Here is a 24,862-nt window from a genome sequence, read left to right on the forward strand (position 1 = left end):
TGCCATCGGCAGCGTTGTAACCAACACCTTCCTTTTGGCTCTTCAGTTCGTTAACGATAACGGAACCTTCAACACCAGCATTTTCAGCAATTTGACGAACCGGTGCTTCCAGGGCGTTCTTAACAATGTTAACACCCGTTAATTCGTCACCAGTTGCTTCAACCTTTTCTAGTGCTGGAATAACGTTTACCAAGGCCGTACCACCACCAGGAACGAAACCTTCTTGAACAGCAGCCCGGGTAGCGTTCAAAGCATCTTCAATCCGGTACTTCTTTTCCTTCAATTCGGTTTCCGTAGCGGCACCGACCTTAACAACGGCCACACCACCAGAAAGCTTTGCCAAACGTTCTTGCAGCTTATCCTTGTCAAAGTCAGAAGTCGTCTTAGCGATGGCTTGCTTGATTTGGTCAACCCGTTCGGCAATGGCTTCCTTAGCACCGGAGCCATCAACAATGGTCGTAGCATCCTTCGTAACAGTAACCTTGTTAGCTTGACCCAATTGATCAATCGTAACGTCCTTCAGGTTCATGCCGAGGTCATCAGAAATAACCGTACCACCGGTCAGAACGGCGATATCTTGTAATTGAGCCTTCCGACGGTCACCAAAGCCAGGAGCCTTAACGGCACATACGTTGAAGGTACCACGAATCTTGTTCAAAACAAGGGTTGGAAGAGCTTCACCAGTAATATCATCGGCAATGATCAAGAGTGCCCGGCCTTGTTGTACAACACTTTGTAACAATGGAAGGATATCTTGAATGTTACTGATCTTCTTGTCAGTAATCAAAATGTAAGGGTTGTCCAAGTCGGCTTCCATCTTGTCATTGTCAGTAACCATGTATTGTGACATGTAGCCACGGTCGAAGCTCATCCCTTCAACCACGTCAACGCTGGTGTCCACACCACGTGAATCTTCAATCGTGATTACACCATCGTGACCAACCTTTTCCATCGCGTCGGCAATTAACTTACCAACTTCAGGGTTAGCAGCAGAGATTGAAGCAATTTGTGCAATGTCACTCTTGGTCTTAACATCGTGTGACATCTTCTTCAAAGCTTCTACGGCTGCCTTAGTAGCCTTGTCGATCCCACGACGGATACCAACTGGGTTAGCACCAGAAGTAACGTTCTTCATTCCGGCATTAACAATTGCTTGCGTCAAAACAGTGGCAGTCGTCGTACCATCACCGGCGATGTCATTAGTCTTCGAAGCAACTTCTGCTACTAACTTGGCACCCATGTTTTCAAATGGGTCTTCCAGTTCAATATCCTTGGCAATCGTAACACCATCATTCGTAATGGTTGGGTTACCGTACTTTTGACTCAAAACAACGTTCCGGCCCTTGGGACCCATCGTCGTCTTAACCGTGTCAGCCAGTTTATCAACACCAGCAAGCATGGCACTACGAGCATCTTCTGCAAATTTAATGTCTTTTGCCATTAATTGTCACCTCAAAATTATTTACTAAATTCTCTCTTTATTCCGTATTTAATAACTAGATAACTAGTCGACGATTGCTACTAAGTCCTTTTCGTGAACAACTAAGTACTTTTCACCGTCATATTCAACTTCATTACCGGCGTACTTATCAAAGATTACCCGGTCGCCTTCTTTAACAGCTGGAGTGAGCTTTTGACCGTTATCAAGGGTCCGACCCTCACCAACGGCAATAACCTTACCAGTAGTTGGCTTTTCCTTTACATTGGAAGCAAGGACAATTCCGCCAACTGTCTTTTCTTCTTCAGTTTCAGCTTTAAGAACAACGCGGTCTCCTAATGGTTTTAACACGTTAATCCCTCCATCTTGTTAATTATAATTTTTAGCTTTAGCACTCTCATGTCTTAAGTGCTAACCACATTTACTACTATACCATCTTCCCCCTAAAAAGCAATAATAAAGTTTGACTAATTTTGACTTTTCGTCTGGAATACTACTGCGAACCGGTTTGCCCGGACCGTTAAACTAAAAAAACTGTGACTGAAGCCGTCAATGACTTCGGTCACAGTCCCTCGTCTTATCAAGATGATAGGCGTTGCGAATTACTTCTTATTACCATCAGGCCCATAGTTCTTAATAAAGTAAATCAGGGTCTGGAGCTCATTCGTCAGGTCAATATTTTGGACTTGCACTCCCTTTGGTACGGACAGACGAACCGGTGAGAAGTTCAAGATACCACGGACGCCAGCTTCAACCAGCTGGTCGGCAACTGCCTGAGCGTGTTCACCAGGGACGGTCAGAATGACAATGTCAATCTGTTGTTCCTGTAGCTGCTTCTTAATGTCGCTCGCCGGGTAAACCGGGATCCCACTCTTGATCTTATTAGCCAGTTCTGGCTTGGTGTCAAAGGCGGCACTAATCCGTAAATTAGTATCCTGGTGGAAGTTAAAGTTTAGCAGGGCACTCCCAAGGCTCCCTACCCCAACTAATGCAACACTTACTAGGGAATCCTGGTGTAAGATTCCCTTGAAGAACTTAAGCAGGCTGGCAACATCATAACCATATCCCCGCTTACCAAGTTCTCCAAAGTAGGAGAAATCACGACGAATAGTTGCTGAGTCCACTTGGACAGCCTCTGATAATTCAGTGGATGAAACCCGTTCCTTTTTTGCATTTAATAAAATTGTTAAATAGCGGTAGTAAATTGGTAACCGGCGTGCGGTTGCTCGTGGTATTTTCTTTGTAGCCATTTTTTTGTTCCTTTCGTAAATTATTATTGCTCATCAATCACAAACGGTTCACTTGATAGAAAGATAAAGCACACTAGCCTTGTGAAATTTAGTTCCAACCTATTCTAGCAATTTATCATCTTTTTGTGAAGTGATATACAATATAATTTTACCTTTTCAGTAAAATTTAATAATACCGAAACGAAAATCCCGTGACTTTAGTCGCTGGTGGTGGAGTAAAATCTGCTAGAATAGTAACAGAATATATTGAGCGAGGTTTCAAGATGATTCTTTTGCAAGCAAACGACGTCGAACGCCGCTTCGGCGCTGACGTCTTATTCCATAATATTAATTTACAGATCCAAGATCATGGCCGGACCGCACTGGTTGGCCGAAACGGGGCCGGAAAAACGACCCTTTTAAAGATGATTGCTGGCATTACCACCCCCGATGAGGGAACAATCAGCAAGGTCAAGAACCTGTCCATCGGTTACCTGGCCCAGGATCAAGGGCTGGATAGTCAAAATAACATTTGGGCAGAACTCGATACGGTCTTTGCCCCTCTCCACCAAGAAGAGGCCACGATTCATGACCTAGAGCAACAATTGGCCACCCTTGATTCCAGCACCGACCATTACCAACAAGTACTGGAGCAATACGACCGCCTACAAACCAAGTTTAAAAAAGAGGGGGGCTTTGAATACGAGTCCCGAATGCGGGGGATTCTCACCGGCTTTGGCTTTAGTGAGGAGTATTACGACACCCCGGTCAACGATCTTTCCGGTGGTCAAAAGACCAAGCTCGCCCTGGCCAAGATTCTTTTACAGGCGCCCAACCTACTAATCTTGGACGAACCCACTAACCACCTGGATATGGGCGTGCTCGCCTGGCTAGAAGACTACCTGAAAGGTTACAGTGGCGCTCTCTTAGTGGTTTCCCACGACCGGTACTTCTTAGACCACGTGGTAAAGGATGTTTATGATCTTGATAACCGCACACTCCGCCACTATACCGGTAACTACACCCAGTTCGTTCAACATAAGCAGGAACGACTTAAGGCCGAGTGGAAGCACTATGACCAACAGCAAAAAAAGATTGCTAAATTGGAAGACTTCGTTAACCGTAATATTGTCCGGGCCTCAACTACTAAACAGGCCCAGGCTCGGCGCAAGCAACTTGCCAAAATGGACCGCCTAGAACGGCCCACTAGCGATGACCAGTCAATCCACTTCCACTTTCATAGTGATAAGGATAGCGGTAATGAGGTCTTAGATGTCGACCAATTAAAAGTCGGCTATGATGACCAGGTCCTGGCCGGACCGCTTTCCTTTGCGGTCCGCAAACCACAACGGGTGGGAATTATCGGGCCAAACGGGATTGGTAAGTCCACCCTTTTGAAAACACTCCTCCATAAGATTCCGGCAATTAGCGGAACGGTTAAGCTGGGTGCTAACCTTGAAATTGGTTACTATGACCAGGAGCAGCAGCAATTGCATCCTGACAAGACGGTCTTAGATGAGGTCTGGGATGAACACCCTGAAGTTCCGGAAAAAGATATCCGTTCCCTCCTGGGAAGCTTTCTCTTTGTCGGCGACGACGTTTACAAGGTCGTTCATGAACTGTCGGGGGGTGAAAAGGCCCGGTTGGAGTTAACCAAGTTATCCTTTAAACCGATTAATTTTCTGATTCTTGATGAACCGACCAACCACTTGGACATCGACAGCCGTGAAGTCCTTGAGAGTGCCATCAATGAATTTACGGGCACCGTTCTCTTCGTTTCCCACGACCGCTACTTCATTAACCAGGTGGCGACGGACATTCTAGACATGCACGCTGATGGTATTAAGCACTACGACGGCAACTATGACGACTACCTGACAGCTACCGCTAGCACGGGGCCAACGCCGAGCACCGGTGGTGAATCAACCGGTAAGAAGACGACTAGTTCACAAGGAAAGCGTTCCTACCAACATAGCAAGGACCAACAGCGAGCCCGGCGGAAACTCCAACGGGCAGTTGACGACCTAGAAGAGCAGATGAGCAAGTTAGAAGATCAACAAACCGCTATCCAAGAGCAGATGAGCCAACCTGAGATTGCTACCGATATCGGTAAATTAACCGATCTCCAAAAGCAGTTAGATCAGCTCCAAGCGCAATCAGATGAGGTCGAGCTGGCTTGGACCGCGGCCGCTGAAAAGCTGGAGGAATTTGATCAGCAAAATTAAAGCGGCGTTAATTCCCCACCTTGACATAGAGCTAGTTTTACACGAGTCCCTTTATATCAATCAAAACGAATAACGCGATACACAAACGAGGCCCAAAGTCCGGTGAAATCCGCACTTTGGGCCTCGTTTTGTCCCCACGGGGGCTTCTGTCTAGCTCCCTGGAGCTGTTTATATACCACATGATTAACCTTAAACTATTACTTCCGGAATTTCCGGGTATTTTCGGCCAGGTGAACCAGGTTCCGCAAGAAGTCATGCGTGCTGGCCTCGTAGTTGTACTTTTTACCCAGGTCATAGATATAACCATTGATGTAGTCAACCTCGGTTGGCCGGTTCTTGGTCATATCTTGGTACATCGATGGGTAGTGCAGGGGGTTCGTAACTTCGCTAACGTATTTAATCGTTTGCCACTCTTCCTCCCGGGTACTTAGTAGTTGAATCCCAGCCCGTTCAGCCACGTCAAAGGCCTCATTAATCAGTTGCTTGCCCAGCTTTTCCGCACCAGAATAATCAATAAATTGTCCCATTTGAATTTCAAACAGTGTACAGATCGTGTTAATAACGGAATTAAAGACTACCTTCGTCATTAGGGTTCCCAAGAAGTTATTGTTTAAATGGGGGTTAATATTGGCCGTGGTAAAGTCGGCCACAATTTGTTGGACCCGTTCATCGGCCTTTTCCGTTTGGGCCGCCAGGTTAATTGAACCAGCCCCGGCCTTACCGATAAAGTCAACATCACCAGCCTTATTCAATACCGTTCCGATTAGGCAGGTCCCTGCTACCACGTGCTCTTTAGGGAAATACTGGTTAATCTTTTCGATGTGCCCCATCCCATTCATTCCTGAAAAAACATACTGGTGATCAGGATGGAAGAAATGGGCACTACGCTTTAAAAGATCATCCAGTGTCATCTGCTTAGCAAAAACGATAAAGACATCTGGATCCCCCTGGTAGTCCTCCGGTGAATAAATGTTGACCGGTACCAAGTGACGGTTTTCGTGGTCCCGGGAAACATAAACGCCTCTCTGTTGTTGAATCGTTTCAACTTGCGGCGCCCAGTTATCAACAAAGTCAACTTTGGCACCCGCTAATTCTTGGAGTAATACCCCAAAGCGTAGTCCCATTGCGCCAGCGCCCAATACTGTATACTTTAATGCCATAATTCTCTTCCTCCTTATGGTTCTAATCGAATAGGTGCAACTTTGCGATCCGTGCGACAGCCTCTTCCAGCCGTTCTGGTGCAATCAACAGCCCAATCCGGACATAACCTTCACCGTGCTTTCCAAAGCCGTTACCAGGGGCTACGGCCACGCCGGCCTTATCTAGCAGTAGGTCGGCAAAGGACTCACTGCTATAGCCCGCCGGTACCGGCATCCAAGCATAAAAGGTCCCCTTAGGAACAAAGGCGTGCCAGCCAATCTTAGCGGCCGCATCGACAAAAGCATTCCGTCGTTTCTCATAACGGGCAACAATCTTAGCAATTTCGGCGTCCCGCTGGGGGTCCTGGAGGGCGTCAATTGCTGCTCGTTGCAAAGCCGGGAAAAGGCTCACGAAGAGGTGGTCCTGGATTAGGTTAATGGCGGAAATGATATCCTCATTGCCGACCGCAAAGGCAATCCGCCAGCCTGCCATATTAAAGGTCTTCGAGAAGGTATAGAATTCGATCCCGACCTCTTTGGCCCCGGGTATCTCCATGAAACTTACCGGTGCCTGGCCATCAAAGCCTAGCGCTCCGTATGCAAAATCGCTAATAATACCCACGTGGTACTTCTTGGCCCAGGCCACGAGTTCCGTGTAAAACTCCCTGGTTGCTACCGCTCCGGTTGGGTTATTAGGGTAATTTAGGTAGAAAAACTTGGCCCGCTTAGCCACCGCCGCTGGGATTGCCTTGAGATCCGGCAAAAAGTTATTTTCCGCCAGTAACGGAACGGTCTCAAACTTTACCCCACCCAGGGCGGCGCCAGAAAAGTAGTCTGGATAGCCGGGATCGGGCAGAAGGTAGGTATCACCCGGATTCATCAAAGCCCATGGTAGTTCGACCAGGCCAATTTTAGAGCCCCCGAGAATGGCTACTTCCTTTACCGGATCAAAGTGGGCCCCGTATTTTTCAGCGTAAAAGTCGGCCGCTGCCTGTTTGAAGTCCGGCAGCCCTTGAAACGGTGAATACTTATGAGTAGCCGGATCGGCCACCCACTTTTGCGTCGCCTTAACGATATAGTCCGGTGTGGGTTTGTCCGGGTTACCTTGACCAAGGTTAATTACGTCGACCCCAGCGGCGATCTTTTGGTTAACCTTCGCTACTAAGTTAGCAAAAAACTGTTTTGGTAAAGTATCAAGTAATTTTGACTGTTGAAATTCCATCTCAATCTCCCCTTTTCTCTTCTATTTATACAAATCTGGTCGCCGGTCAACAAACACGGGAATTGGTCCCCGCACCGTCGCTAACTGGTCGAGATCCAATTCGGCATAGGTAATACCGTCTTGTTCGCCAGCATCAGCGATTACGTTACCCAACGGATCGATTGCTAGTGAGTGACCATTATAGTGGTTATCTGGATCATCCCCGACCCGGTTAACCGCCACGACAAAGGCTTGGTTTTCAACCGCCCGGGCCTTAAGCATCAGCTCCCATTGGGGAATCCGGACGGCTGGCCATTCGGCTGGAAAGTACAGGACCGCAGCACCGTGCCGGGCAACGGTCCGGACCCACTCAGGAAAGCGGAGGTCATAGCAAATGAAACTTGCCCCCGGTACCCCCGCCAAGCGAAAGTAGTTTTCCTGGTCTCCCGCTGTCAGGTACTTGTGTTCATTCATCAACCGAAAGAGGTGGACCTTATCGTACTGACCAACAACCTGACCAAGTGGATCCACCACTAACGTCCGGTTGTAAAAATGACCGTTGTCTTTAACCGCCACCGATCCGCCCACAATACCAATCTGGTTTTGCCGGGCGAGGCGGTAAAAGAGTTGGGCCGTTGTCTTACCACCCTCATCGGCCAGTTGGTCAAGCTGGTCTAGTGCGTAGCCGGTATTCCACATCTCGGGAAAAATGATCACATCTGCACCACCCTTCGCGGCCTCGGCCGTCAACTCAGCAACCCGTTGCTGGTTGGCCGCCGGATCCGCAAATTGAATATTAAACTGTGCTAGTGCTACTTTAATTTTCATCAATAACCACCTCATAAAAAACAAAAGCCCCCGTCCACAAAGGACGAGGGCTACCCGTTTTACCACCTTAATTTACTACTACTTCGCAGTAGTAGCCTTAGTAAGTTCAGAACTTCGGATTGCTAACGGAATCGGGCCGTCACTGACTAACCATTGCTCGCCAGTGAAAACTAATGGTAGACCATCTTCCTCATTTTTGCTTATCCCTTCTCACCAAACAGGGATTCTCTGAAAGCTATCAAATAAGTACTCATCTACTGTTCGTTCAATATCATTTAACGATATTCTAATCTGCTTCTAATTTTATGTCAATATTTTCTTAGATTTTTTAAAAGACGGTCGATCTATTGTAAAATTAAACTATTAGCAAGGAGGTTATTAAGATATGAAAGTCACGGTAATCGGAGTCGGTAACATGGGATCGGCCATTATAAAGGGTCTTTTAATGAGCAAGCAGGATTCGGTATCCGGAATGAATCCAGTCAATCCTCGCGTCAGCACCTTTGCTGCAGCCAACGGATTCCCCCTCTACCACACCGCCGAAGAGGTCATCAGCCAACACCCAGACGTGGTAATTTTAACTACCCCTGCGCCAGTCACCCTGGATGTAATTAGGTCATTCGGTGACTTAGATCCACAGACAGCAGTAATCTCGGCCGCTGCTGGTATTAGGCTGGCCGACATTACTGCACTCCTTCCCCAGAACCCAATCGCAGCCATCATCCCCAACACGCCGGTTGCTGTATGTGCCGGTACAATCGGTCTAGCATATCCTCACGAGCTGCCGGCCCCGGCTTATGACCGGATCCACCATGTTCTTAACCAACTGGGTGACCTGATCACCGTCCCTGAAAGTCAGCTTGACATTATCGGGGTTGTCGGTGGTTGTGCCCCAGCTTTCGTTGACGTTTTTATGGATGCGTTAAGTGATGCGGCCGTTAAATATGGACTTGATCGGACCACTGCCTACCAACTTATCGCTAGTATGGTTAAGGGGAGTGGTACCCTTGCCGCCCAAAGCAAGCTCACACCTAGTCAACTCCGCGACCAGGTTACTTCACCAGGTGGTACGACCATCCGGGGGGTTGAGGCCCTGGAAAAGGCCGGATTCCGTTACGCCGTGATTGACGCCGTCAACAAGGCTAACAATAACTAAGTTATATAAAAAGAAGCTGGGGAGAACTCCCCAGCTTCTTTTTATGTCTCAGTATCCATTACTTCATCCGTTCAAACATTAAACCGGGTTCCGCATTCAGGTCCCAGGCAGCACGATCACCATGTTGGTAGTTAACATAGCCGGCCGCACCAATCATTGCCGCGTTATCACCACATAACTTCAGCGGTGCCTGTAACATTGCGACCGTTGGGTGGTAGCGGTGCATGTCATGCTCGAGACGACTACGCAGGCCATGGTTGGCTGCTACCCCACCAGCCAAAATTAGCTGCTTAACCGGGTACTCATCCAGTGCCCGCATTGTCTTTTCTGCTAAGACATCAACAACACTCTGCTGAAAGCTAGCCGCCAGGTCATACTTATCCAGCTTTTCACCCCGTTGGTCCGCATTGTGAACGGTGTTAATGAAAGCACTCTTAAGTCCACTAAAGCTGAAATCAAGGTTGTCCTCTTTTTCCATCGCCCGGGGGAAGTGGAAGGCGTCATGCCCCTGGGTGGCCCACTCATCAATCGTCTTACCGGCTGGGTAGTTAACACCAAGTACCCGACCGATCTTATCGTAGGCCTCACCAGCCGCATCATCACGGGTTTCACCAATAATCTGGTACTCATGTTCTTTCGGCATGTAGACTAATTCCGTATGTCCCCCGGAAACGAGCAGGGCCATCTGTGGGTATTTAAACTCCCCAACAAACCGGGCCGCATACAAGTGCCCCGCCATGTGGTTAACCGGAATAAGCGGTAGCTGGTGTGACCAGGCTACTATCTTAGCCGCAGTTACCCCCACTAATAGTGAACCGACTAAGCCCGGCCCATACGTTACCGCTACCGCGGTAAGGTCATCATAACCAACTCCGGCCTCAGCAAGGGCCTGGTCAATGCAGCGGGTAATCCACTCAATATGGTGACGACTGGCCACCTCTGGAACGACCCCCCCAAAGCGTTGGTGACTATCGATTTGGGTGGCCACAATATTACTCAAGATCTTGGTGCCATTTTCAATTACCGCCACACTGGTCTCATCACAACTTGTCTCAAAGGCCAGAATTAAATTTCGTTCTGCCATTAGTACTCTCCTCTACTCAGTAAATCTGCTTGCATATCGACGGCATCTTCATGGTTATCTAGGTAGTACCGCCGCTTAATATGGTGTTCGCGAAAGCCCATTTGCTCATAGAGATGCCGGGCCACCAGGTTGTGAACCCGGACCTCTAAACTTAAGGAATGGAGTTGCAGGTGGCGGGCATAGGCAATGGCGGTCTTGATCAAATAGGTACCGACCCCACATTTTTGCCAAACAGGCGCAATCCCAATATTAGTAATATGCAGGTCTAACCGGTACCAATCCACTGCCATCCCAAGGAAGCCTACCAACCGGTCATGATGCTCCACAACAATGTACAAGCGGTCATGACGGCGCCCTAATTCTAACTGGAAGGCCGCGTAACTCCATGGTGCTGTACCGTAAATTTGCTTCTCAATGGTCACCAGTTCATTAATATCACTTTCACGTGCCTGACGTACGGTATAGTGGTGCCCGTTAATCATTATCAGACGCCGACTATAGTCTAAAATAGGCTGGTGACGAGCATTGACATTACAACGGTACCATGACTTAAACTTCTCGAACATAGTTCTTTTTAGTTTCTCCCGGATGTAATTTTTGCCAATTGGCTTCCGCTTCTGTAATTCGTAAGTAGTGAGGAACAAATGGGTCGATTTCTTGAACAGCTGGTAACTTTTCTCCGGCCAGGGCCAACTGATAGGTCGACGGAATTCCGTAAGCACGCGGTGCCAAAGAAACATTAGCCGGCAATTGTTCAAACTGGTCCTTAATCCGCTTGGTCATGTGACCAACCAACGTCACTGGTCGATCGACCTTCGCTAGTTGGTCTAGTAGGGTGGTCATTGCTAGGTGTTGGTCAGCAATTAGGTTAACCAGTTGGCCAGCCTGCCACTGGTAAGCACCAGCAAAGACGTTCCCCCGCCGGGCATCAAAGAAGGGAACAATCACTTGAGCGGTTGTCGGTACAACATTTCTTGCAACTACTGCCAGACTAGAAACACCAACTAGCTCAATCTTGAGATTATCCGCGAGTGTCTTAGCAGTGGTGACGGCAATCCGAATTCCCGTGTATGAACCGGGACCTTGGGCTACTACCACCCGGTCAATGTCTGTCGGTTGCCACTTTACTAGTTCAAACAAGCGGTTAATGGTGGGCAGCAGGTAGATGCTGTGATTTCTGACCATATTCAGTGTTGTCGTTGCTAAAAGTTGGTCATCTTCAACCAGTGCCACACTCATTGGATGGTTTGAGGTATCAATGGCAAGTACTTTCATTATCAATCATCCTTTCAATCATTAACATCTTATCACACCCGTTCCACTTTGGATACTAAACCGTAAAAGCGACCACAATAACCATCCTGGTCATCGTGGTCGCTTCTTATTGTTAGGTATTTTTAATTACTAGTCGCGGTCATCATAGCCCTTTGGGTGGGTAGAGTGCCACTTCCAAGCCGTGGCGATAATATCGTGGACATCATCGTACTTTGGCTTCCAGCCGAGTACTTCCCGGGCCTTGTCACTAGCGGCAACCAGTGAGTCGGGGTCCCCGGGACGCCGTGGTGCAATCTTGGCAGGAATCGGCTTACCAGTAACTTCACGAGCGGCTTCCAACATCTGCTTGTTAGAGAAACCGGTCGAAGAACCAAGGTTAAAGGCGTTACTCTTGTTGCCCGCTTCAAGGTACTTGAGCGCCAAAATGTGGGCGTCGGTCAGGTCCATTACGTGAACGTAATCACGGACGTTCGTGCCGTCTGGAGTGTTGTAATCGTCACCAAAGATCGACAGTTCTGGCCGCTTCCCTTGAGCAACTTGCAGGATAATCGGTACCAGGTGCGTTTCTGGACCGTGGTCTTCACCAATTGTCCCATCAGGAGCAGCCCCGGCTACGTTAAAGTAACGCAGTGCGACAAACTTGATCCCGTAAGCCTTATCTGCCCAGGCCATCATCTTTTCCATCATCAGCTTACTTAAGCCGTATGGATTAATTGGCTTCTGGGGATCAGTTTCCTTAATTGGCATGTGTTCAGGAACACCATAAGTAGCCGCCGTAGAGCTAAAGACAATGTACTTGATCCCGTGATCATGCATTGCTTCTAGCAGGGTAATCATCCCACCAGTGTTGTTATCGAAGTACTTCAGTGGTTTACTCATTGACTCAGGAACAATTGAGAAGGCTGCAAAGTGAACCACCGCCGTAATATCTTCATTATCAAAAATCTTATCTAAAAACTTCCGATCACGGATATCGCCTTCGTAAAACTTGGCCTTGGGGTTGATTGCTGCCCGGTGGCCCGTAGATAGGTTATCCGCTACCACAACGTCTTCACCATGTTCAACTAAATTCTTAACCATGTGGGAACCAATGTAACCAGCTCCCCCAGCAACCAGAATTGCCATCTTGTTTCCTCCTTGCTACAGCGACCACCATTAATAATGGCGCTTACATTTCATTCATCTTGATTGTAGCACAGACTAACTAAAAAAATTAGTAAATTTTAGTAAAATTAAGTAAAAGTTAGTCGAAGTCCAGCAACTGCTCTTGGTACTTGAATAGTAGCCCTTCCCGTAAACCACTATTACTAAATTTAACTTCATCAATCGCTAGCTGCCGCATGAGGGCCAGCATCGGTAACAGGCCACCAACAATTACGTCTGCCCGCTCCTTATTCACTCCCCGGATAGTGGCCCGCTCTTCGCGACTACGCTCTAAGAGTTCATGCATGATGCCAAAAGCGGTCCCGGATGACAGGGTTAAACCATGAATGGGTGCGGGGGTATTATCAACGGCGTTTCGCCACCGATAAATTTTAGCCAGCGCCCGGTTACATCCCCCCAGGGCAATGATATTGGTCCGCCGGAAGCGGCTTAACCATTGTTGATGGGAGAGGGCCTCATCCACTTCTACCATTGCGTCAAAGAGGTTTGCCGGGTTGATTTGATCACCTAGTTGATAATGCTGTGATAAGATCACTGATCCCAGCGGAATACTAACCGTTTCCTCGACCGCGCCATTATCAACCCCAATTAATTCCATACTGGCACCACCAGTATCGATAATCAGACCGTGTTTGACCGGCAAGGTATTAGCAACCCCGACATAGTCAAGGTAGGCTTCTTGCTCACCTGAGATTACCTTAATATCAAATCCGGTTGTCTGTTTAACCCGTTGTAAGAACTCCTGCTGGTTTTTAGCCTGCCGCACCGCGGCCGTCGCAACGGGCATAATTTTTAAATGATCATACTGGTCACAAACCGTCCGAAATTCCTGCAGGGCCGCCAATGTCCGGGCCATGGGCTTATCCTTAAGGATCTTTTCCGGCCCCATTTCTGATGACAGGCGGACATACCGTTTTAGGTACTGCTCCGTCACCACTGAACCATCTGCCATAATAGTACTAATTTTTAACCGCACTGAATTGGAACCCAGGTCGATTACCGCAAATTTACTTGCCTTCGTTATCATCGTCTCCCCTCTCCTTTAAGTGTAACACCGGAACGTGTTTTGAGAGGGTTTCAAAGACTGTTGGAAAATGACGCCGGGCCTTTTGCTGGTGACTATCTTCCCGGTTTAGTTCCATTGCTTCATGGACAAAGTACTCTTGGGAGTTAAATGGCGCCGCATCCCCACGATCAATCCGTTCATAGTGGTCCCCCACCAGGATCCGGGCCTTCACATTATCCTTCCACATAATGTTAAAGATTTGAATAGCCCGCGCCTTCGTATCGTCTTGGGTAACGGGGTAAAGCTCTTCTACCCGCCGGTTGAGGTTCCGCGTCATCATATCAGCACTGGCTAAGTAAATCTCCTCGTGCCCGTTGCTAGCAAAGTAGTAGATTCGGGAGTGTTCAAGGAAGCGGCCAACAATCGAGTGAACCTCAATGTTGTCGTGCAGTTCTGGCAAGTCATTTCGCAGGCAGGTAATCCCCCGAACCAGGAGCTGCACTTTCACCCCATTAGCAGCCGCGTCATAAAGGTGGGCGATAATCTGCTTATCAGATAATGAGTTCATCTTCATCCGAATTAGGGCCGGGTTGCCGCTTTTAGCAACCTTGATCTGGTCATCAATCTTCTCGTTGATAAAATTACGGATCCCGTTTGGTGATACCCGCAACTTGTAAAAGTATGGTGGCCGGGCGAATCCGGAGAGCATGTTAAAGAGGTTCGTCATATCAACCCCGAGTTCATGGTCACAGGTAAACATCCCCATGTCAGTGTAGAAGTGGGCAGTGACATCATTGTAATTCCCGGTTCCCAGGTGCATGTAACGACGGAGGCCATCTTCATCACGCCGGATTACTAGGGCAACCTTACAGTGGGTCTTCAGCCCAACCAGACCGTAGATAACGTGGCAGCCCATTTGCTCCAGTCGTTGTGCCCAACGAACATTGTTCTGTTCATCAAACCGGGCCTTGACTTCCACCAAGACGGTCACTTGTTTTCCTTGTTGGGCCGCCATCCCGAGATATTTAATAATCGGTGAATTTCCCGAAACCCGGTACAGGGTCATCTTAATCGCCAAAACCGCCGGATCAGTGGCCGCTTGATGAATAAAGTTAACCACGGCATCAAAGTTGTCATAAGGGTGCTGGACCAGGTAGTCACGTTGCCGAATTGATTTAAAGATGTTGTGTTCCATATCGAGAGCCGGGTTAAGGTAGGACTTAAACGGTTTGTACCGCAAATCATCATGACCGTCGACCATTCCCGAAAGTTTCTTGAGAAATGTCAGGTCCACCGGCCCATCAACCCGGTAAATCGACCGTTCGCTAACGTGTAGGTTGTCAATCAGCTGGTCCTCTAGCCAGCTGGCAATGTCATGTTCCACTTCAAGCCGCATTACCTGACCGTGTTCCCGTTCCCGGAGCTGGTGCTTAACCGCCCGTAGGAGGTCAGAGGTATCTTCTTCGGCCACGTCAAGGTCCATATCACGCATTACCCGGTAGGTGGCACTCGCTAAAATCTGGTAGCCCGGGAAGAGGAAATTCATGAATTCCTTAATAACGTCATCAATTAAGATAAAGTTATTTTCACCAGGCAGGCGGACCAGGCGCTTGTAAATTTCTGGCACCCGGACCGTCGCAAACTTGATATCCGGTTCTTGCCGGTCATCGTGCGGTTCAGCCTGCTCCCGGTCTACTTCCTGGTCACCTTCCAGGGTTTCATGCCTAAGGACGGTCTTGGCCTCTGGATCACGCCGCAGCTGAACGGCAATGTTCAACGAGCTATTCGAAATAAACGGAAACGGGCGCGAGCTGTCGTCAGCCATCGGTGTTAAGACTGGCATCAATTCGTCATTAAAGTACCGGTGGATAAACTCATATTGCTTTTGGTTTAAATCCTTAACGTGCAAAATGTTAATTTGCTGAGCGGCCAACTGGGGGAGCACCTGCTGGTTATAAATCTCATAACGTTTTGTTACCATCCGGTGTTCCTTACGGTTAACTGCATTTAACTGTTCTTCCGGAGTCAAACCGGAAGCATCGGTCGTGGTCACGTTGGCTGCTGCTAACTTGTGGAGTGAAGCCACCCGCACCATGAAAAATTCATCCACGTTACTCTGGGTAATTCCTAGAAAATTAGCCCGCTCGAGTAAGGGGTTCCCCTTGTCCGTCGCTTCTTCCAGGACTCGGCCGTTAAAGTCAATCCAACTGAGCTCCCGGTTCACATAGTTTTCTGGCTTGTAAAAATCTTTGTACATCCTTAATTGCTCCTCTCAACTAAAACCGGCTGAATTCCATAAACATCTTTAAACAGGCTGGCCTTAGAACTAAATGACCATTTTTCCAAGACTAAATCGTCAGTGGCGGAGGCCTGGATCTTTAACCGGCCATCACGTGTTAATTTCAAGCTAATTGATTTAATCTTTTGCTGGCGTGAGTCGTCGAGTGAGTCAACCACCCGCAGGATGGCGGCCAGTTTAGCAATCGTCAATTGAATATCGTCATCCAAGTGGCGATAATGCGGCTGAAGGGCCGTTGGTGACTCCGTACTATGGTAACGGGCCACTTCCGCAATAATCTGGTTATCCTCATCTGATAACCCGATCATGGAGTTGGCCCGTAAGATATAGGCCGAATGGCGGTAGTGACCGCTCTGGTTAATAAAGTTACCGATGTCATCGATCTTGCAAGCAATCTCTAGTAGCAGTCGCTCGTGATTACCCAGGCGGTGAATTGGCCGTAACTGGTCAAAAAATTGTAGCGCAAACTTAGTAACAAACTGCTTATGGGCACTATTAACACCGTAACGTTGGGCCAAATCATCCGCTGATGTCCGAATCATCTTCTGAATTTGCTGCCGGGACTGGTCATTTTGCACCGCAATCCCGTTTGTTAGCCCGTCCATTACCGAAATGTCAGTGACGTAAACATTCGTTGGGTTGATCAACTCTTCGGCCCGGGCAATGACCAGGTAGTTAGGCACCAGCAGGTGTTGCTGACGATCATCGATCGTAAACTCATCCCACATCCGTTCGGCCGGTGCTAGCAGGTCGATTTGGTCAATCGGGTTGTTAAAGATCGACCGGGGGATTTCTCCTAGGTGGTCCCCCTTCTTAATATAACGGTTAGCAAGGGTCGGCGCATTCTGAATCAACAGGGTTGTCTTCTTCTTCTGGATCAGCTCCGGTGCAATGTAGCCAAATTTACTACTAATGTAATCCTGGATTATTTCCTGCGGATTAGTCGTGGTCTGCCGCAGACGGTCGACAAGGTGACTGATCTGAGCACCACCTAGGTCAAGTTCCCACAAAGTTTCAAAGTTGCCGTGATGGAAAAAGGCCAGGGTCATCGTATCAAGCCCCAGGCTTACCAGGTATAGGCAGTGCTTACTTAATTTCCGAAACTCCTTTAGTTTTAACACGACACAGCTCATCGATTGCGCCATCAGCTGGTTATTGTTTAGCCAGTGAATCTTTAGTCCGGTGCGAACCTCCAACTGGTCGGCAACGTACTGCGCGGTAATCTCATCGAGGTCTTCTAGTGCCCCGTAAAAAGAAATCTTCTTTACTTGATAATCTTTCACGAGTTGCTTAAAGCCTTCAATATTATTCACGATTGCTGCCATGTTCTCAGCATAGTTAGCAATTTGCTTGGTACCGACCATCATGGCACCTGACTGGACATTATTAACGACTTTTAAACTGGGCTGCTCAATAATCCGTAAACTTACCTGGTCAGGCTCCAGGTAGATTACGGCGGCTAATGATTTAGTCATTGTACCCCTCCTCTACATGGCACATATTATTTTCTTTATTATAGCCCAAGATTAAACTCGGCTAAAGATTTATTGAACAGATTAAAAAAGCCTCGTCCTACTAGTTAAACTAGTTAGACGAGGTTTTAAATTATGACTTTGGCAATAATTGCCAGCTAATTTCTGCCGCCGTACAGCATTTACCCGCGGACCAGATCTCATGAATGGTGGTAAGTTGCTGGTCCGACCGGTGTTCAATCCGGTACCGGCTTTCCACCATTGCCCCTTCCTGGACTTCTTCTTCGTACCTGATCTTAAGCGTCTCCGGCTGGTAGCGCCGTAGAAAGTCCGCACCTAGTGGGTCAAGCAGCCAGTCAAAGTAACGGGCATTATTAACGTGGTGGTTAATATCAATATCAAAATACCGGACACGGTAATCCTGACTCGTAAAGTCATCCCCCAACTCGGTCGGTGTTTCCAACCGTGGCAACCGCTTCTTGAGTGGGGAATTAAAGGGGGTGATGAGTTGTTCGGGGATCCGCATTAAGCGCCGCTTGGTCAGATTCATCATTACAAACATCGCGCGTAGGCGAACAAAGTCGTGCCGGTGTTCGGGGTCACAGAGCCAAAATTCCCGTAGGGCAAAGAACTGGTTGTAGGCAATTGCCCGGGTACCGATAATAATTTGGTCACCAAAGGTCGGCTGCTCTTTAGCAAAGTGCCCTTCGTAACCAATTACTACCCAGGCTCCCCCCGTCACGGTAACAACGTCATGGTTCAAGCCCAGGGCAATTGAATGGGCGTCCGAAACCATTGTCATCATGCTAAAGACCATACTCATGCTGGGGTGACCCGAGTCGGTACATTCATAGTATGCCAGCTGGTGCTGCATTTCGTAACAATTAGCGTCCTGTTTTAATTCTGTCAAAGTTATTCTCCTATGTGGTGGTACTGGCGGTATAGTTCCTGGCGGTTTAGCTGGTTGCGCTTAGCTACTAATTTAATCGCCGCGTTCGTTGACAGGCCCTTAACGATTTCCGCGTCAACCTGCTCAAGCGGTGTTTGCTCACTCGCCGCCTGCTCGGTCACCGGGTGGTCATTGCCGGCCACTAAGACGACAAATTCCCCCCGCGCCTGGTGGTCATTGAAATAATCGCGAAGTTCCTGAAGCGTCCCCCGACTGAATTCCTCATACCGCTTCGTTAGCTCCCGCGCCAAAACAGCTGGGCGGTCCTGGCCAAATACCTCCGCCATCGTTGTCAAAGTCTTTTTAAGGCGGTGAGGGGCCTCATAAAAGATCAAGGTTTCGGGACGGTTCACCAATTCCTGCAGCGCGGTTACCTGTTGCTGGTGTTTCCGCTCTAAAAAGCCATAGAAGTAAAAGGGTTGGGGAACTAATCCGGAAGCAATCAGGGCGGTTAATCCGGCGTTAGCCCCCGGAAGAGGAACAACCGGGATCCCCTCTTTAACCGCCGCCGCAACTAATTCTTTTCCGGGGTCAGAAATGGAGGGCATCCCCGCATCGCTACACTGGGCAATCGATACGTTCGCCTTTAGCTTGGCAATTAATTCCGGGATCCGCTGTTCGGTATTATGTTCATGGAAGCTAATTTGCCGAGTAGTAATACCAAAATGGTTTAATAATTGCTGCGTATGCCGGGTATCCTCGGCCGCAATTAGGTCAACTTCCTTTAGCGTCTTGATCGCCCGCATCGTCATATCATCTAAGTTACCGATCGGGGTTGGTACAAGGTATAAACGACCGGTCTCCACCGGTTTAAAACTACTAATTTGCTGCATATTAACTATTCCTGCTTACCTTTCTGTCCATCCATCCCACTAAAGATGGCCTCATCACAAAAAATACAGCTTTCGTGGGGTGCCAACCGCTCACCGAAGTGCTTACGGCAGACATGAAAGCCCTGATGGTAAAGCTCATTTAGCGTCCGCCGGCCCGTCGTCAGTTGTTGTTCACCACGTTCATCACGTAGCTTCTTAATTGCCTCTTGCAAGTGCTTATTCTCAATCGTCAGTTCAGCATTTTGCGCCAGGGCAACGTTTAACTGTGACTTTAGTGCCGCCAGTTCATCCCCCATCTCCGTGAGGTGAGCGCCAAGCCGGGCCAGGTTATCATAAATACCATTTCGTTGTTGGTCACCGTTCATGACCGTGCCTCCCTCAATTCGTCAATACTTTTACAATCCTAATCGTTAACTCTTCGACTACGTTTTGAAAACTAATATTTTGCTCTAGTTCATGCCGTGTCCGGAGGGTCAGTTGACTGACGGCCAGTAGCTGCTCCATCGAATAACGCTGACCGACCTCATCAACCAACTGCTGTTCCGCAATAAAGTGTCGTCGACTGGCATCCCGAATTCCATTCGCACTTAACAGGGTATCCCGCCAGATTAGTGCAATTAGGTCTAAGAGCACCTGCTGTCGCTCCCGTTCCCGGTTGGCTAACTTTACCAGGGAAGTAGTGACATCGACAAAGGCCATCATCTGCCCCGCACTAGCATGCCGGAACCACTGGGCAACTCCCTGTAGGGCCTTGCCAAACCAGTCATCCTCACACCAGCGTTCAACGTCACTCACTGAATCCGTTAACCCCACCGCTACCTGGGCCTGCCCAGAACTAATTTCATGATCTGCCATCACATTTAATAGGTCCTGCCGGTTAAGCGGTGCCAGCTCTAGCACCTGGGTCCGGGACTGGATCGTGGGAAGGATCGCACTCTTATTGGTCGTTAGCATCAAAATGTAGGTCCCTGGACCAGGCTCCTCGATGAACTTCAACAGGCTATTAGCCGCACTGGTCGTCATCTTTTCAGCTTCTTTAATGATAAAGAGCTTTTGGCTCCCCTCCATGGCACTCTTGGTAAACTCACTCTTTAGGTAACGAATCCGGTCAACCTTGATCTGCCGTCCCTCCGGAGCCGCTTCCACGATATCCGGGTGGTTTCCGCTGAGGATCCGTTGACATTCTGGGCAGGTCAGGTCAGGTTCGTTATTGTGGGGATGTAAACAAAAAAGCCGTAATGCCAGCCACCGGGCAACGGCAGTTTTACCCGCCCCACTTGGGCCAACTAGCAAGTATGCATGGGCTAGTTCGTGGTTATCAATCACCCTTTTCAAGCGGTTCACTAGGTCCGGCTGGAGCTGTTCAGCACGATTTACTTGTCCCTTAGCCACCTTAATCACTCACCTGCTTAAAACTTCAAGAACTTTTCAACCGGTAAAATAAAGACCGTGGCACCACCAATCCGGACGTTAACCGGAAAGGCTGAACCACCCTCAACATCGATATGCATTTGGGAAGTGACGTATTGCTCCCGTGATTCTGCATTCTTCTTAATGATCTCTAAAACATCATCAACCCGTTCATCCTTAACCCCAATAAGGAAAGTGGCGTTCCCCTCACGGAGAAAGCCTCCCGTCGTCGACAGCTGCGTTACTTGAATTTCAGCCTTATTAAAGGCCTTCCTTAGCCGGTTGCTGTCTTTGGATTGAACAATTGCTATGATCATTTTCATGACAATCACCTCTTACTTTCTTCTACGAACAGGTCGGGGAACCGGGCATGAATTGTTTGGCGAACATCGGCCACCACCTTAGCTAACGGCTGACTAGCATCGACTAGTTTAATTCTTTCTGGATAACGGTGGTATAAGCGGAGGTAGGCCTGCCGAACGGTCCGGTGAAAGGAAAGCTTCTCCTTGTCTAACCGGTTAACTTGGTCAGCCCGGTGCTCAGCAATTCGCCGTAAGCCAATCTCTGATTCGATATCTAAGTAGACCGTTAATTGCGGGAGCAGTCCGTCAATAGCAAATTGGTTCATTTGCCAAATAGCATCTTCACCTAACTGGCGACCGGCTCCCTGGTAGGCAATTGAACTATCAACATAGCGATCACATAAGATTACCTGACCGGCCCGGAGTGCGGGGACAATCTCAGAAACAATGTGTTGCCGCCGGGCAGCCGCAAATAGCAACGCTTCTGTCCGCCCATCCATATCCGTATTTTCCGGATTAAAGAGTACCTGACGGATTTGCTCAGAAATATGATTACCACCGGGCTCGCGAGTATACATTACCTGCTCGGTGCCTAGTTCATTTTCTAAATCCGCTTTAATTTGCCGAAGGACACTGGTCTTCCCTGCACCATCCGGTCCCTCAAATGAAATAAATTTTCCTACCATACTCTAACTCCTAATGACTGATGACGCCCTTATTTAACTGACCATGGACATGGTACTTCTTGGCCAGTTTATAGAGGTACAGGTACTTTTGCTCCTGGATCTTGGTCCGATCGCGTAACTCAGTACTGATGTTAGCCTCATATACCGCCACCTGGGTCTCCTGTGCATGGTCCCAACTAGCCTTAGTGTCATAAATAGTATCTAACAAACGCTGGTTACGTTCTTGTTCAACTTGGTTCTTTGGATGACTAAATAGCATTGCTACATCTCCGTTCGTCCCTGAACTGCCTTAAACAAGGTCATTTCATCGGCATAATCAATGTCGGCACCGACGGAAAGACCATGCGCTAACCGGGTGACCTTGATCTGTGCCGGTTTAATCAACTTAGCCAGGTAGCCAGCGGTTAGCTCACCATCTGACGAGGCGTTCGTGGCAATGATCACTTCTTTTACCTCTTCATTTTTCTGCAGCCGTTTAAGAAGACTGGCAATGTTAATATCCTCGGGGCCAGTCCCCGCAATTGGCGAAATTACCCCATTTAAGACATGGTACAGACCGTGATATTCATGCATCCGTTCTAATGCCATAATGTCTTGTGAGTGTTCAACTACTAGGATCTTAGAACGGTCACGACTCTTGTCGCGGCAAATTGGGCAGGGGTCATCTTCAGTTATGTTACCGCAAATGCTGCAATTATGAAGGTCCCGCTTGGCCCCCAACAGGGACTTAGCAAAATTAGTTACGTCGTCTTCCTGCATGCCTAACGTATAAAACGCCAAGCGGGTGGCCGTTTTTTGCCCAATTCCCGGTAACTTAGTATAGCTCTCGATTAACTTTGCTAGTGGTTCTGGGTACTGCATTTAATTACATCCCCATACCACGGGTATACTTACCAAGTTTTTGTTGCGTTGCTTCGTCGACCTGCTTTAACCCATCGTTAATTGCTGCTACCAGTAAATCTTGGAGCATGTCAACATCGTCCGGGTCAACTGCCGCTGGGTTAATCTTTAAATCCAGCAGGGTCTTATCACCATTAAATTTGGCCGTTACCATGTCATCCGGTGCCTTACCAACAAACTCTTGCTTGGCTAATTCTTCGTGTTCAGCCATCATCTTTTTTTGCATTGCCTTAGCTTGCTTCATCATTTGTTGCATATTCATTCCACGCATCATAATTCCATCATCCTTTTCTCTTTTAATTATCTTCTACCTTAACAATGTCATTGCCGAAAAGCTCCCGCGCCTTAGCTACCGTATCCGGCTCACTAGCAGCCGGTGCTGGGGACGCTGGCTCCGGTGGCAGCGGTGGCTCACTAGCATCACTTTTTACCGGTGGCTCGCTATTAGCGTTAGTTGCCTGGGTGACTGGTGCCTGTGGTGCCGTAGCAGCGGCTGGCTGCCGGGTCGGCCGGTGCTTATCGAGCCCGTGCTCTTTAATGTACTCCCGCCGAATTTGGGGCCACTTATCCTTGGGCACAAACACTACGCGCCGCTCATTACCAGTTAACTCTTGGAGGCCCTGTTCCATACTGGCTAAGAGGGCCGAATCATCCATTGCCTGCTGGAATAAGAAGGCGTAGTCAAAGGCAACGATTACGCCATCCGTGCTGGCCGCGACGGGTTTGGAAACGTGCAGGAGTGAACGTTGTGGCACACTAAGCTTTGACAATAACTCTTGCCACAAGCCCTGAATCTCCACCAGGTCCTTACGAGTTGCCTTTGCAAGGACTGGGTTAATCTGACTAAGTTTTACCGCCACCTTCCGTTGCTGAACACGGGGTTGGCTAACTGTCTTGGCAGGTTGGGCCGCCGCGGCTGGTCGTGCTTGTAATTCCTTAACCGTTGCCTGTAGCTGTTTAACCGTCGCCTCTAAGTCTGCAATCTCTTGTTGGGAAGCACTCGCGGTATCATGAACCGCTGGTGCCGACTGCGGCTTAGTAGTCAGTTGCTTGCCAATCTGCGCTAGTTTTACCGTCAGTACTTCCAGGTAAACGTCTGGGTGGGTGGTAAAGCGCATCTCCTCTTGGATATTGTTCAACTCATCAATCATCTGATAGAGGGTCTCGGCCGGTACGGCTGCCGCCATCTTTTGAAAGTCCTCATCGCTCAATCCCGTACTAGCTACTAAGATTAGCTTGGGTGACTCCTGGTATAAAAGGACGTCCCGGATAAATGAGATGAGGTCTTCAATAAAGCGTTGACCGTCCTTCCCCTGTCCAAGGATATCCTTCATTGTATCCAGGGCCGCAGCGCTTTGGTGACCGGTTACCTCAAAGTAGTATTTTTCAAGCAGTTGTTTAGTAACACTCCCCGTTACCGTCAGGGCGTCGGCCAATTTAACCTGGTTATCACTAAAGGAAAGTACTTGGTCCAGGATACTTAAGGCATCCCGCATTCCCCCCTCGGCCGCATTGGCAATTACCCAAAGGGCCTTTTCCTCATAGTGGACCTGCTTTTGGTCTAGGATATACTTCATCCGGTCAAAGGCATCCTGGGCCGAAATCCGGCGAAAGTCAAAGCGTTGGACCCGCGAAATAATCGTCAACGGGATCTTATGAGGCTCCGTCGTTGCTAGGATAAAAATCACGTTAGCAGGCGGCTCCTCCAACGTCTTCAATAACGCGTTAAAGGCCCCGGTCGAGAGCATGTGAACTTCATCGATGATATAGACCTTGTAGTCGGCCTGCGTCGGCGCGTACTTGGCCTTATCCCGAATATCACGAATTTCTTCGACACCGTTATTAGACGCGGCATCGATTTCAATCACGTCATTTAGCTGACCATTAGTGATGGCCTTACAAATGTCACACTGGTTACAAGGCTCACCATCCTTAAGGTGGTGGCAATTAACCGCCTTGGCGAAGATCTTAGCAGCGGATGTTTTACCAGTACCCCGCGGTCCCGCAAAAAGGTAGGCATGACTAATCTGGTGAGTAATGATGGCGTTCTTGAGTGTTTGGGTAACCACCTGTTGACCGACTAGCTCATCAAACCGTTGGGGACGCCAAACCCGGTATAGTGCTTGGTAACTCATCACGTCGCTTCCTTTCCTTATTAATTTAATCGTTACTCTTAAATATTATACTAGCTTTCCCCAAATTTTCGATACGAAAGGCTGGTAAAATAATTGCTAATCCGTAATTTAAAAATTAAAAGACGTGGTTA

The 24,862-nt window shown here is 48.5% G+C and carries 25 protein-coding genes; 2 read left to right on the plus strand and 23 right to left on the minus strand.

The genetic code is table 11. The annotated features are described in order from the left end of the window. The 3 genes from groL to ACI31H_RS03790 form a co-directional block, all read right to left on the minus strand. A partial coding sequence (gene groL / locus ACI31H_RS03780; protein WP_439770668.1) for a chaperonin GroEL occupies nucleotides 1-1,441 on the minus strand: 1,441 nt, incomplete at its 3' end. A gap of 63 nt (nucleotides 1,442-1,504) precedes the next feature. Further along, complete coding sequence (gene groES / locus ACI31H_RS03785; RefSeq protein WP_439770669.1) at nucleotides 1,505-1,789, minus strand: co-chaperone GroES; 285 nt, start codon at nucleotides 1,787-1,789, stop codon at nucleotides 1,505-1,507. A gap of 251 nt (nucleotides 1,790-2,040) precedes the next feature. Further along, complete coding sequence (locus tag ACI31H_RS03790) at nucleotides 2,041-2,688, minus strand: redox-sensing transcriptional repressor Rex (RefSeq protein ID WP_439770670.1); 648 nt, start codon at nucleotides 2,686-2,688, stop codon at nucleotides 2,041-2,043. Between the two features lie 263 nt (nucleotides 2,689-2,951). Here ACI31H_RS03790 and ACI31H_RS03795 point away from each other — a divergent pair, with 263 nt between their 5' ends. Then, complete coding sequence (locus ACI31H_RS03795) at nucleotides 2,952-4,892, plus strand: ABC-F family ATP-binding cassette domain-containing protein (protein ID WP_439770671.1); 1,941 nt, start codon at nucleotides 2,952-2,954, stop codon at nucleotides 4,890-4,892. A 197-nt stretch (nucleotides 4,893-5,089) separates the two neighbouring features. Here the strand turns inward: ACI31H_RS03795 and ACI31H_RS03800 are convergent, their stop codons facing one another. Genes ACI31H_RS03800 through ACI31H_RS03810 form a run of 3 tightly spaced genes read right to left on the minus strand, consistent with a single transcriptional unit; the run spans nucleotide 5,090 to nucleotide 8,060 of the window. Beyond that, a complete protein-coding gene (locus tag ACI31H_RS03800) occupies nucleotides 5,090-6,052 on the minus strand; it encodes a ketopantoate reductase family protein (RefSeq protein WP_439770672.1) in 963 nt (320 codons plus the stop codon). Between the two features lie 22 nt (nucleotides 6,053-6,074). Beyond that, nucleotides 6,075-7,253, minus strand: a complete 1,179-nt coding sequence (locus ACI31H_RS03805) for a pyridoxal phosphate-dependent aminotransferase (protein ID WP_439770673.1) — start codon at nucleotides 7,251-7,253, stop codon at nucleotides 6,075-6,077. A 21-nt stretch (nucleotides 7,254-7,274) separates the two neighbouring features. Then, entirely contained in the window at nucleotides 7,275-8,060 is a 786-nt protein-coding gene (locus ACI31H_RS03810; protein WP_439770674.1) for a carbon-nitrogen family hydrolase, read from the minus strand. A gap of 385 nt (nucleotides 8,061-8,445) precedes the next feature. On the opposite strand from ACI31H_RS03810, the gene proC reads away from it, so the two are divergent. Beyond that, the gene (gene proC, locus ACI31H_RS03815) at nucleotides 8,446-9,216 is read left to right on the plus strand and encodes a pyrroline-5-carboxylate reductase (RefSeq protein WP_439770675.1); all 771 of its coding nucleotides are present in this window, start codon (nucleotides 8,446-8,448) and stop codon (nucleotides 9,214-9,216) included. Between the two features lie 58 nt (nucleotides 9,217-9,274). Here the strand turns inward: proC and tsaD are convergent, their stop codons facing one another. The 17 genes from tsaD to dnaX all read right to left on the minus strand — a co-directional run bounded on the left by tsaD (nucleotide 9,275) and on the right by dnaX (nucleotide 24,731). Next, nucleotides 9,275-10,300, minus strand: coding sequence for a tRNA (adenosine(37)-N6)-threonylcarbamoyltransferase complex transferase subunit TsaD (tsaD, locus tag ACI31H_RS03820; RefSeq protein WP_439770676.1), 1,026 nt, complete (start codon nucleotides 10,298-10,300; stop codon nucleotides 9,275-9,277). Then, entirely contained in the window at nucleotides 10,300-10,866 is a 567-nt protein-coding gene (rimI, locus tag ACI31H_RS03825; protein ID WP_439770677.1) for a ribosomal protein S18-alanine N-acetyltransferase, read from the minus strand. Before rimI ends, tsaD begins: the two co-directional genes overlap by 1 nt. Further along, entirely contained in the window at nucleotides 10,850-11,575 is a 726-nt protein-coding gene (gene tsaB, locus ACI31H_RS03830) for a tRNA (adenosine(37)-N6)-threonylcarbamoyltransferase complex dimerization subunit type 1 TsaB (RefSeq protein WP_439770678.1), read from the minus strand. The genes rimI and tsaB overlap by 17 nt, the downstream gene beginning before the upstream one ends. Before the next feature lie 129 nt (nucleotides 11,576-11,704). Further along, nucleotides 11,705-12,700, minus strand: coding sequence for a UDP-glucose 4-epimerase GalE (gene galE, locus ACI31H_RS03835; protein WP_439770679.1), 996 nt, complete (start codon nucleotides 12,698-12,700; stop codon nucleotides 11,705-11,707). 118 nt (nucleotides 12,701-12,818) lie between these two features. Beyond that, nucleotides 12,819-13,763 (minus strand): Ppx/GppA phosphatase family protein, encoded by a 945-nt coding sequence (locus ACI31H_RS03840; protein ID WP_439770705.1) that lies wholly within the window; start codon nucleotides 13,761-13,763, stop codon nucleotides 12,819-12,821. Then, entirely contained in the window at nucleotides 13,747-16,002 is a 2,256-nt protein-coding gene (locus tag ACI31H_RS03845; protein WP_439770680.1) for an RNA degradosome polyphosphate kinase, read from the minus strand. The genes ACI31H_RS03840 and ACI31H_RS03845 overlap by 17 nt, the downstream gene beginning before the upstream one ends. Nucleotides 16,003-16,004: 2 nt before the next feature. Then, nucleotides 16,005-17,519, minus strand: a complete 1,515-nt coding sequence (locus tag ACI31H_RS03850; protein WP_439770681.1) for an exopolyphosphatase — start codon at nucleotides 17,517-17,519, stop codon at nucleotides 16,005-16,007. Between the two features lie 130 nt (nucleotides 17,520-17,649). Further along, entirely contained in the window at nucleotides 17,650-18,426 is a 777-nt protein-coding gene (locus ACI31H_RS03855) for an acyl-[acyl-carrier-protein] thioesterase (RefSeq protein WP_439770682.1), read from the minus strand. Between the two features lie 2 nt (nucleotides 18,427-18,428). Then, nucleotides 18,429-19,298 (minus strand): 16S rRNA (cytidine(1402)-2'-O)-methyltransferase, encoded by an 870-nt coding sequence (gene rsmI / locus ACI31H_RS03860; protein WP_439770683.1) that lies wholly within the window; start codon nucleotides 19,296-19,298, stop codon nucleotides 18,429-18,431. Nucleotides 19,299-19,303: 5 nt separating this feature from the next. Continuing rightward, complete coding sequence (locus ACI31H_RS03865; RefSeq protein WP_439770684.1) at nucleotides 19,304-19,663, minus strand: initiation control protein YabA; 360 nt, start codon at nucleotides 19,661-19,663, stop codon at nucleotides 19,304-19,306. 13 nt (nucleotides 19,664-19,676) lie between these two features. Then, the gene (gene holB / locus ACI31H_RS03870; RefSeq protein WP_439770685.1) at nucleotides 19,677-20,690 is read right to left on the minus strand and encodes a DNA polymerase III subunit delta'; all 1,014 of its coding nucleotides are present in this window, start codon (nucleotides 20,688-20,690) and stop codon (nucleotides 19,677-19,679) included. Between the two features lie 17 nt (nucleotides 20,691-20,707). Then, nucleotides 20,708-21,031 carry a cyclic-di-AMP receptor gene (locus ACI31H_RS03875; protein WP_439770686.1) on the minus strand — a complete coding sequence of 108 codons (324 nt, stop codon included), beginning with the start codon at nucleotides 21,029-21,031 and terminating at the stop codon, nucleotides 20,708-20,710. Nucleotides 21,032-21,036: 5 nt separating this feature from the next. Then, nucleotides 21,037-21,696, minus strand: a complete 660-nt coding sequence (gene tmk, locus ACI31H_RS03880; protein ID WP_439770687.1) for a dTMP kinase — start codon at nucleotides 21,694-21,696, stop codon at nucleotides 21,037-21,039. Between the two features lie 10 nt (nucleotides 21,697-21,706). After that, complete coding sequence (locus ACI31H_RS03885) at nucleotides 21,707-21,955, minus strand: YaaL family protein (RefSeq protein WP_439770688.1); 249 nt, start codon at nucleotides 21,953-21,955, stop codon at nucleotides 21,707-21,709. 2 nt (nucleotides 21,956-21,957) lie between these two features. Further along, on the minus strand, nucleotides 21,958-22,557 hold the full coding sequence (gene recR, locus ACI31H_RS03890) for a recombination mediator RecR (protein WP_439770689.1): 600 nt from the start codon (nucleotides 22,555-22,557) through the stop codon (nucleotides 21,958-21,960). A 4-nt stretch (nucleotides 22,558-22,561) separates the two neighbouring features. After that, a complete protein-coding gene (locus ACI31H_RS03895) occupies nucleotides 22,562-22,870 on the minus strand; it encodes a YbaB/EbfC family nucleoid-associated protein (RefSeq protein WP_439770690.1) in 309 nt (102 codons plus the stop codon). A gap of 22 nt (nucleotides 22,871-22,892) precedes the next feature. Continuing rightward, complete coding sequence (gene dnaX, locus ACI31H_RS03900; protein WP_439770691.1) at nucleotides 22,893-24,731, minus strand: DNA polymerase III subunit gamma/tau; 1,839 nt, start codon at nucleotides 24,729-24,731, stop codon at nucleotides 22,893-22,895. Nucleotides 24,732-24,862 lie beyond the last annotated feature (131 nt).

Source organism: Limosilactobacillus sp. (genome assembly GCF_051873035.1).
Classification (GTDB): Bacteria; Bacillota; Bacilli; order Lactobacillales; family Lactobacillaceae; genus Limosilactobacillus.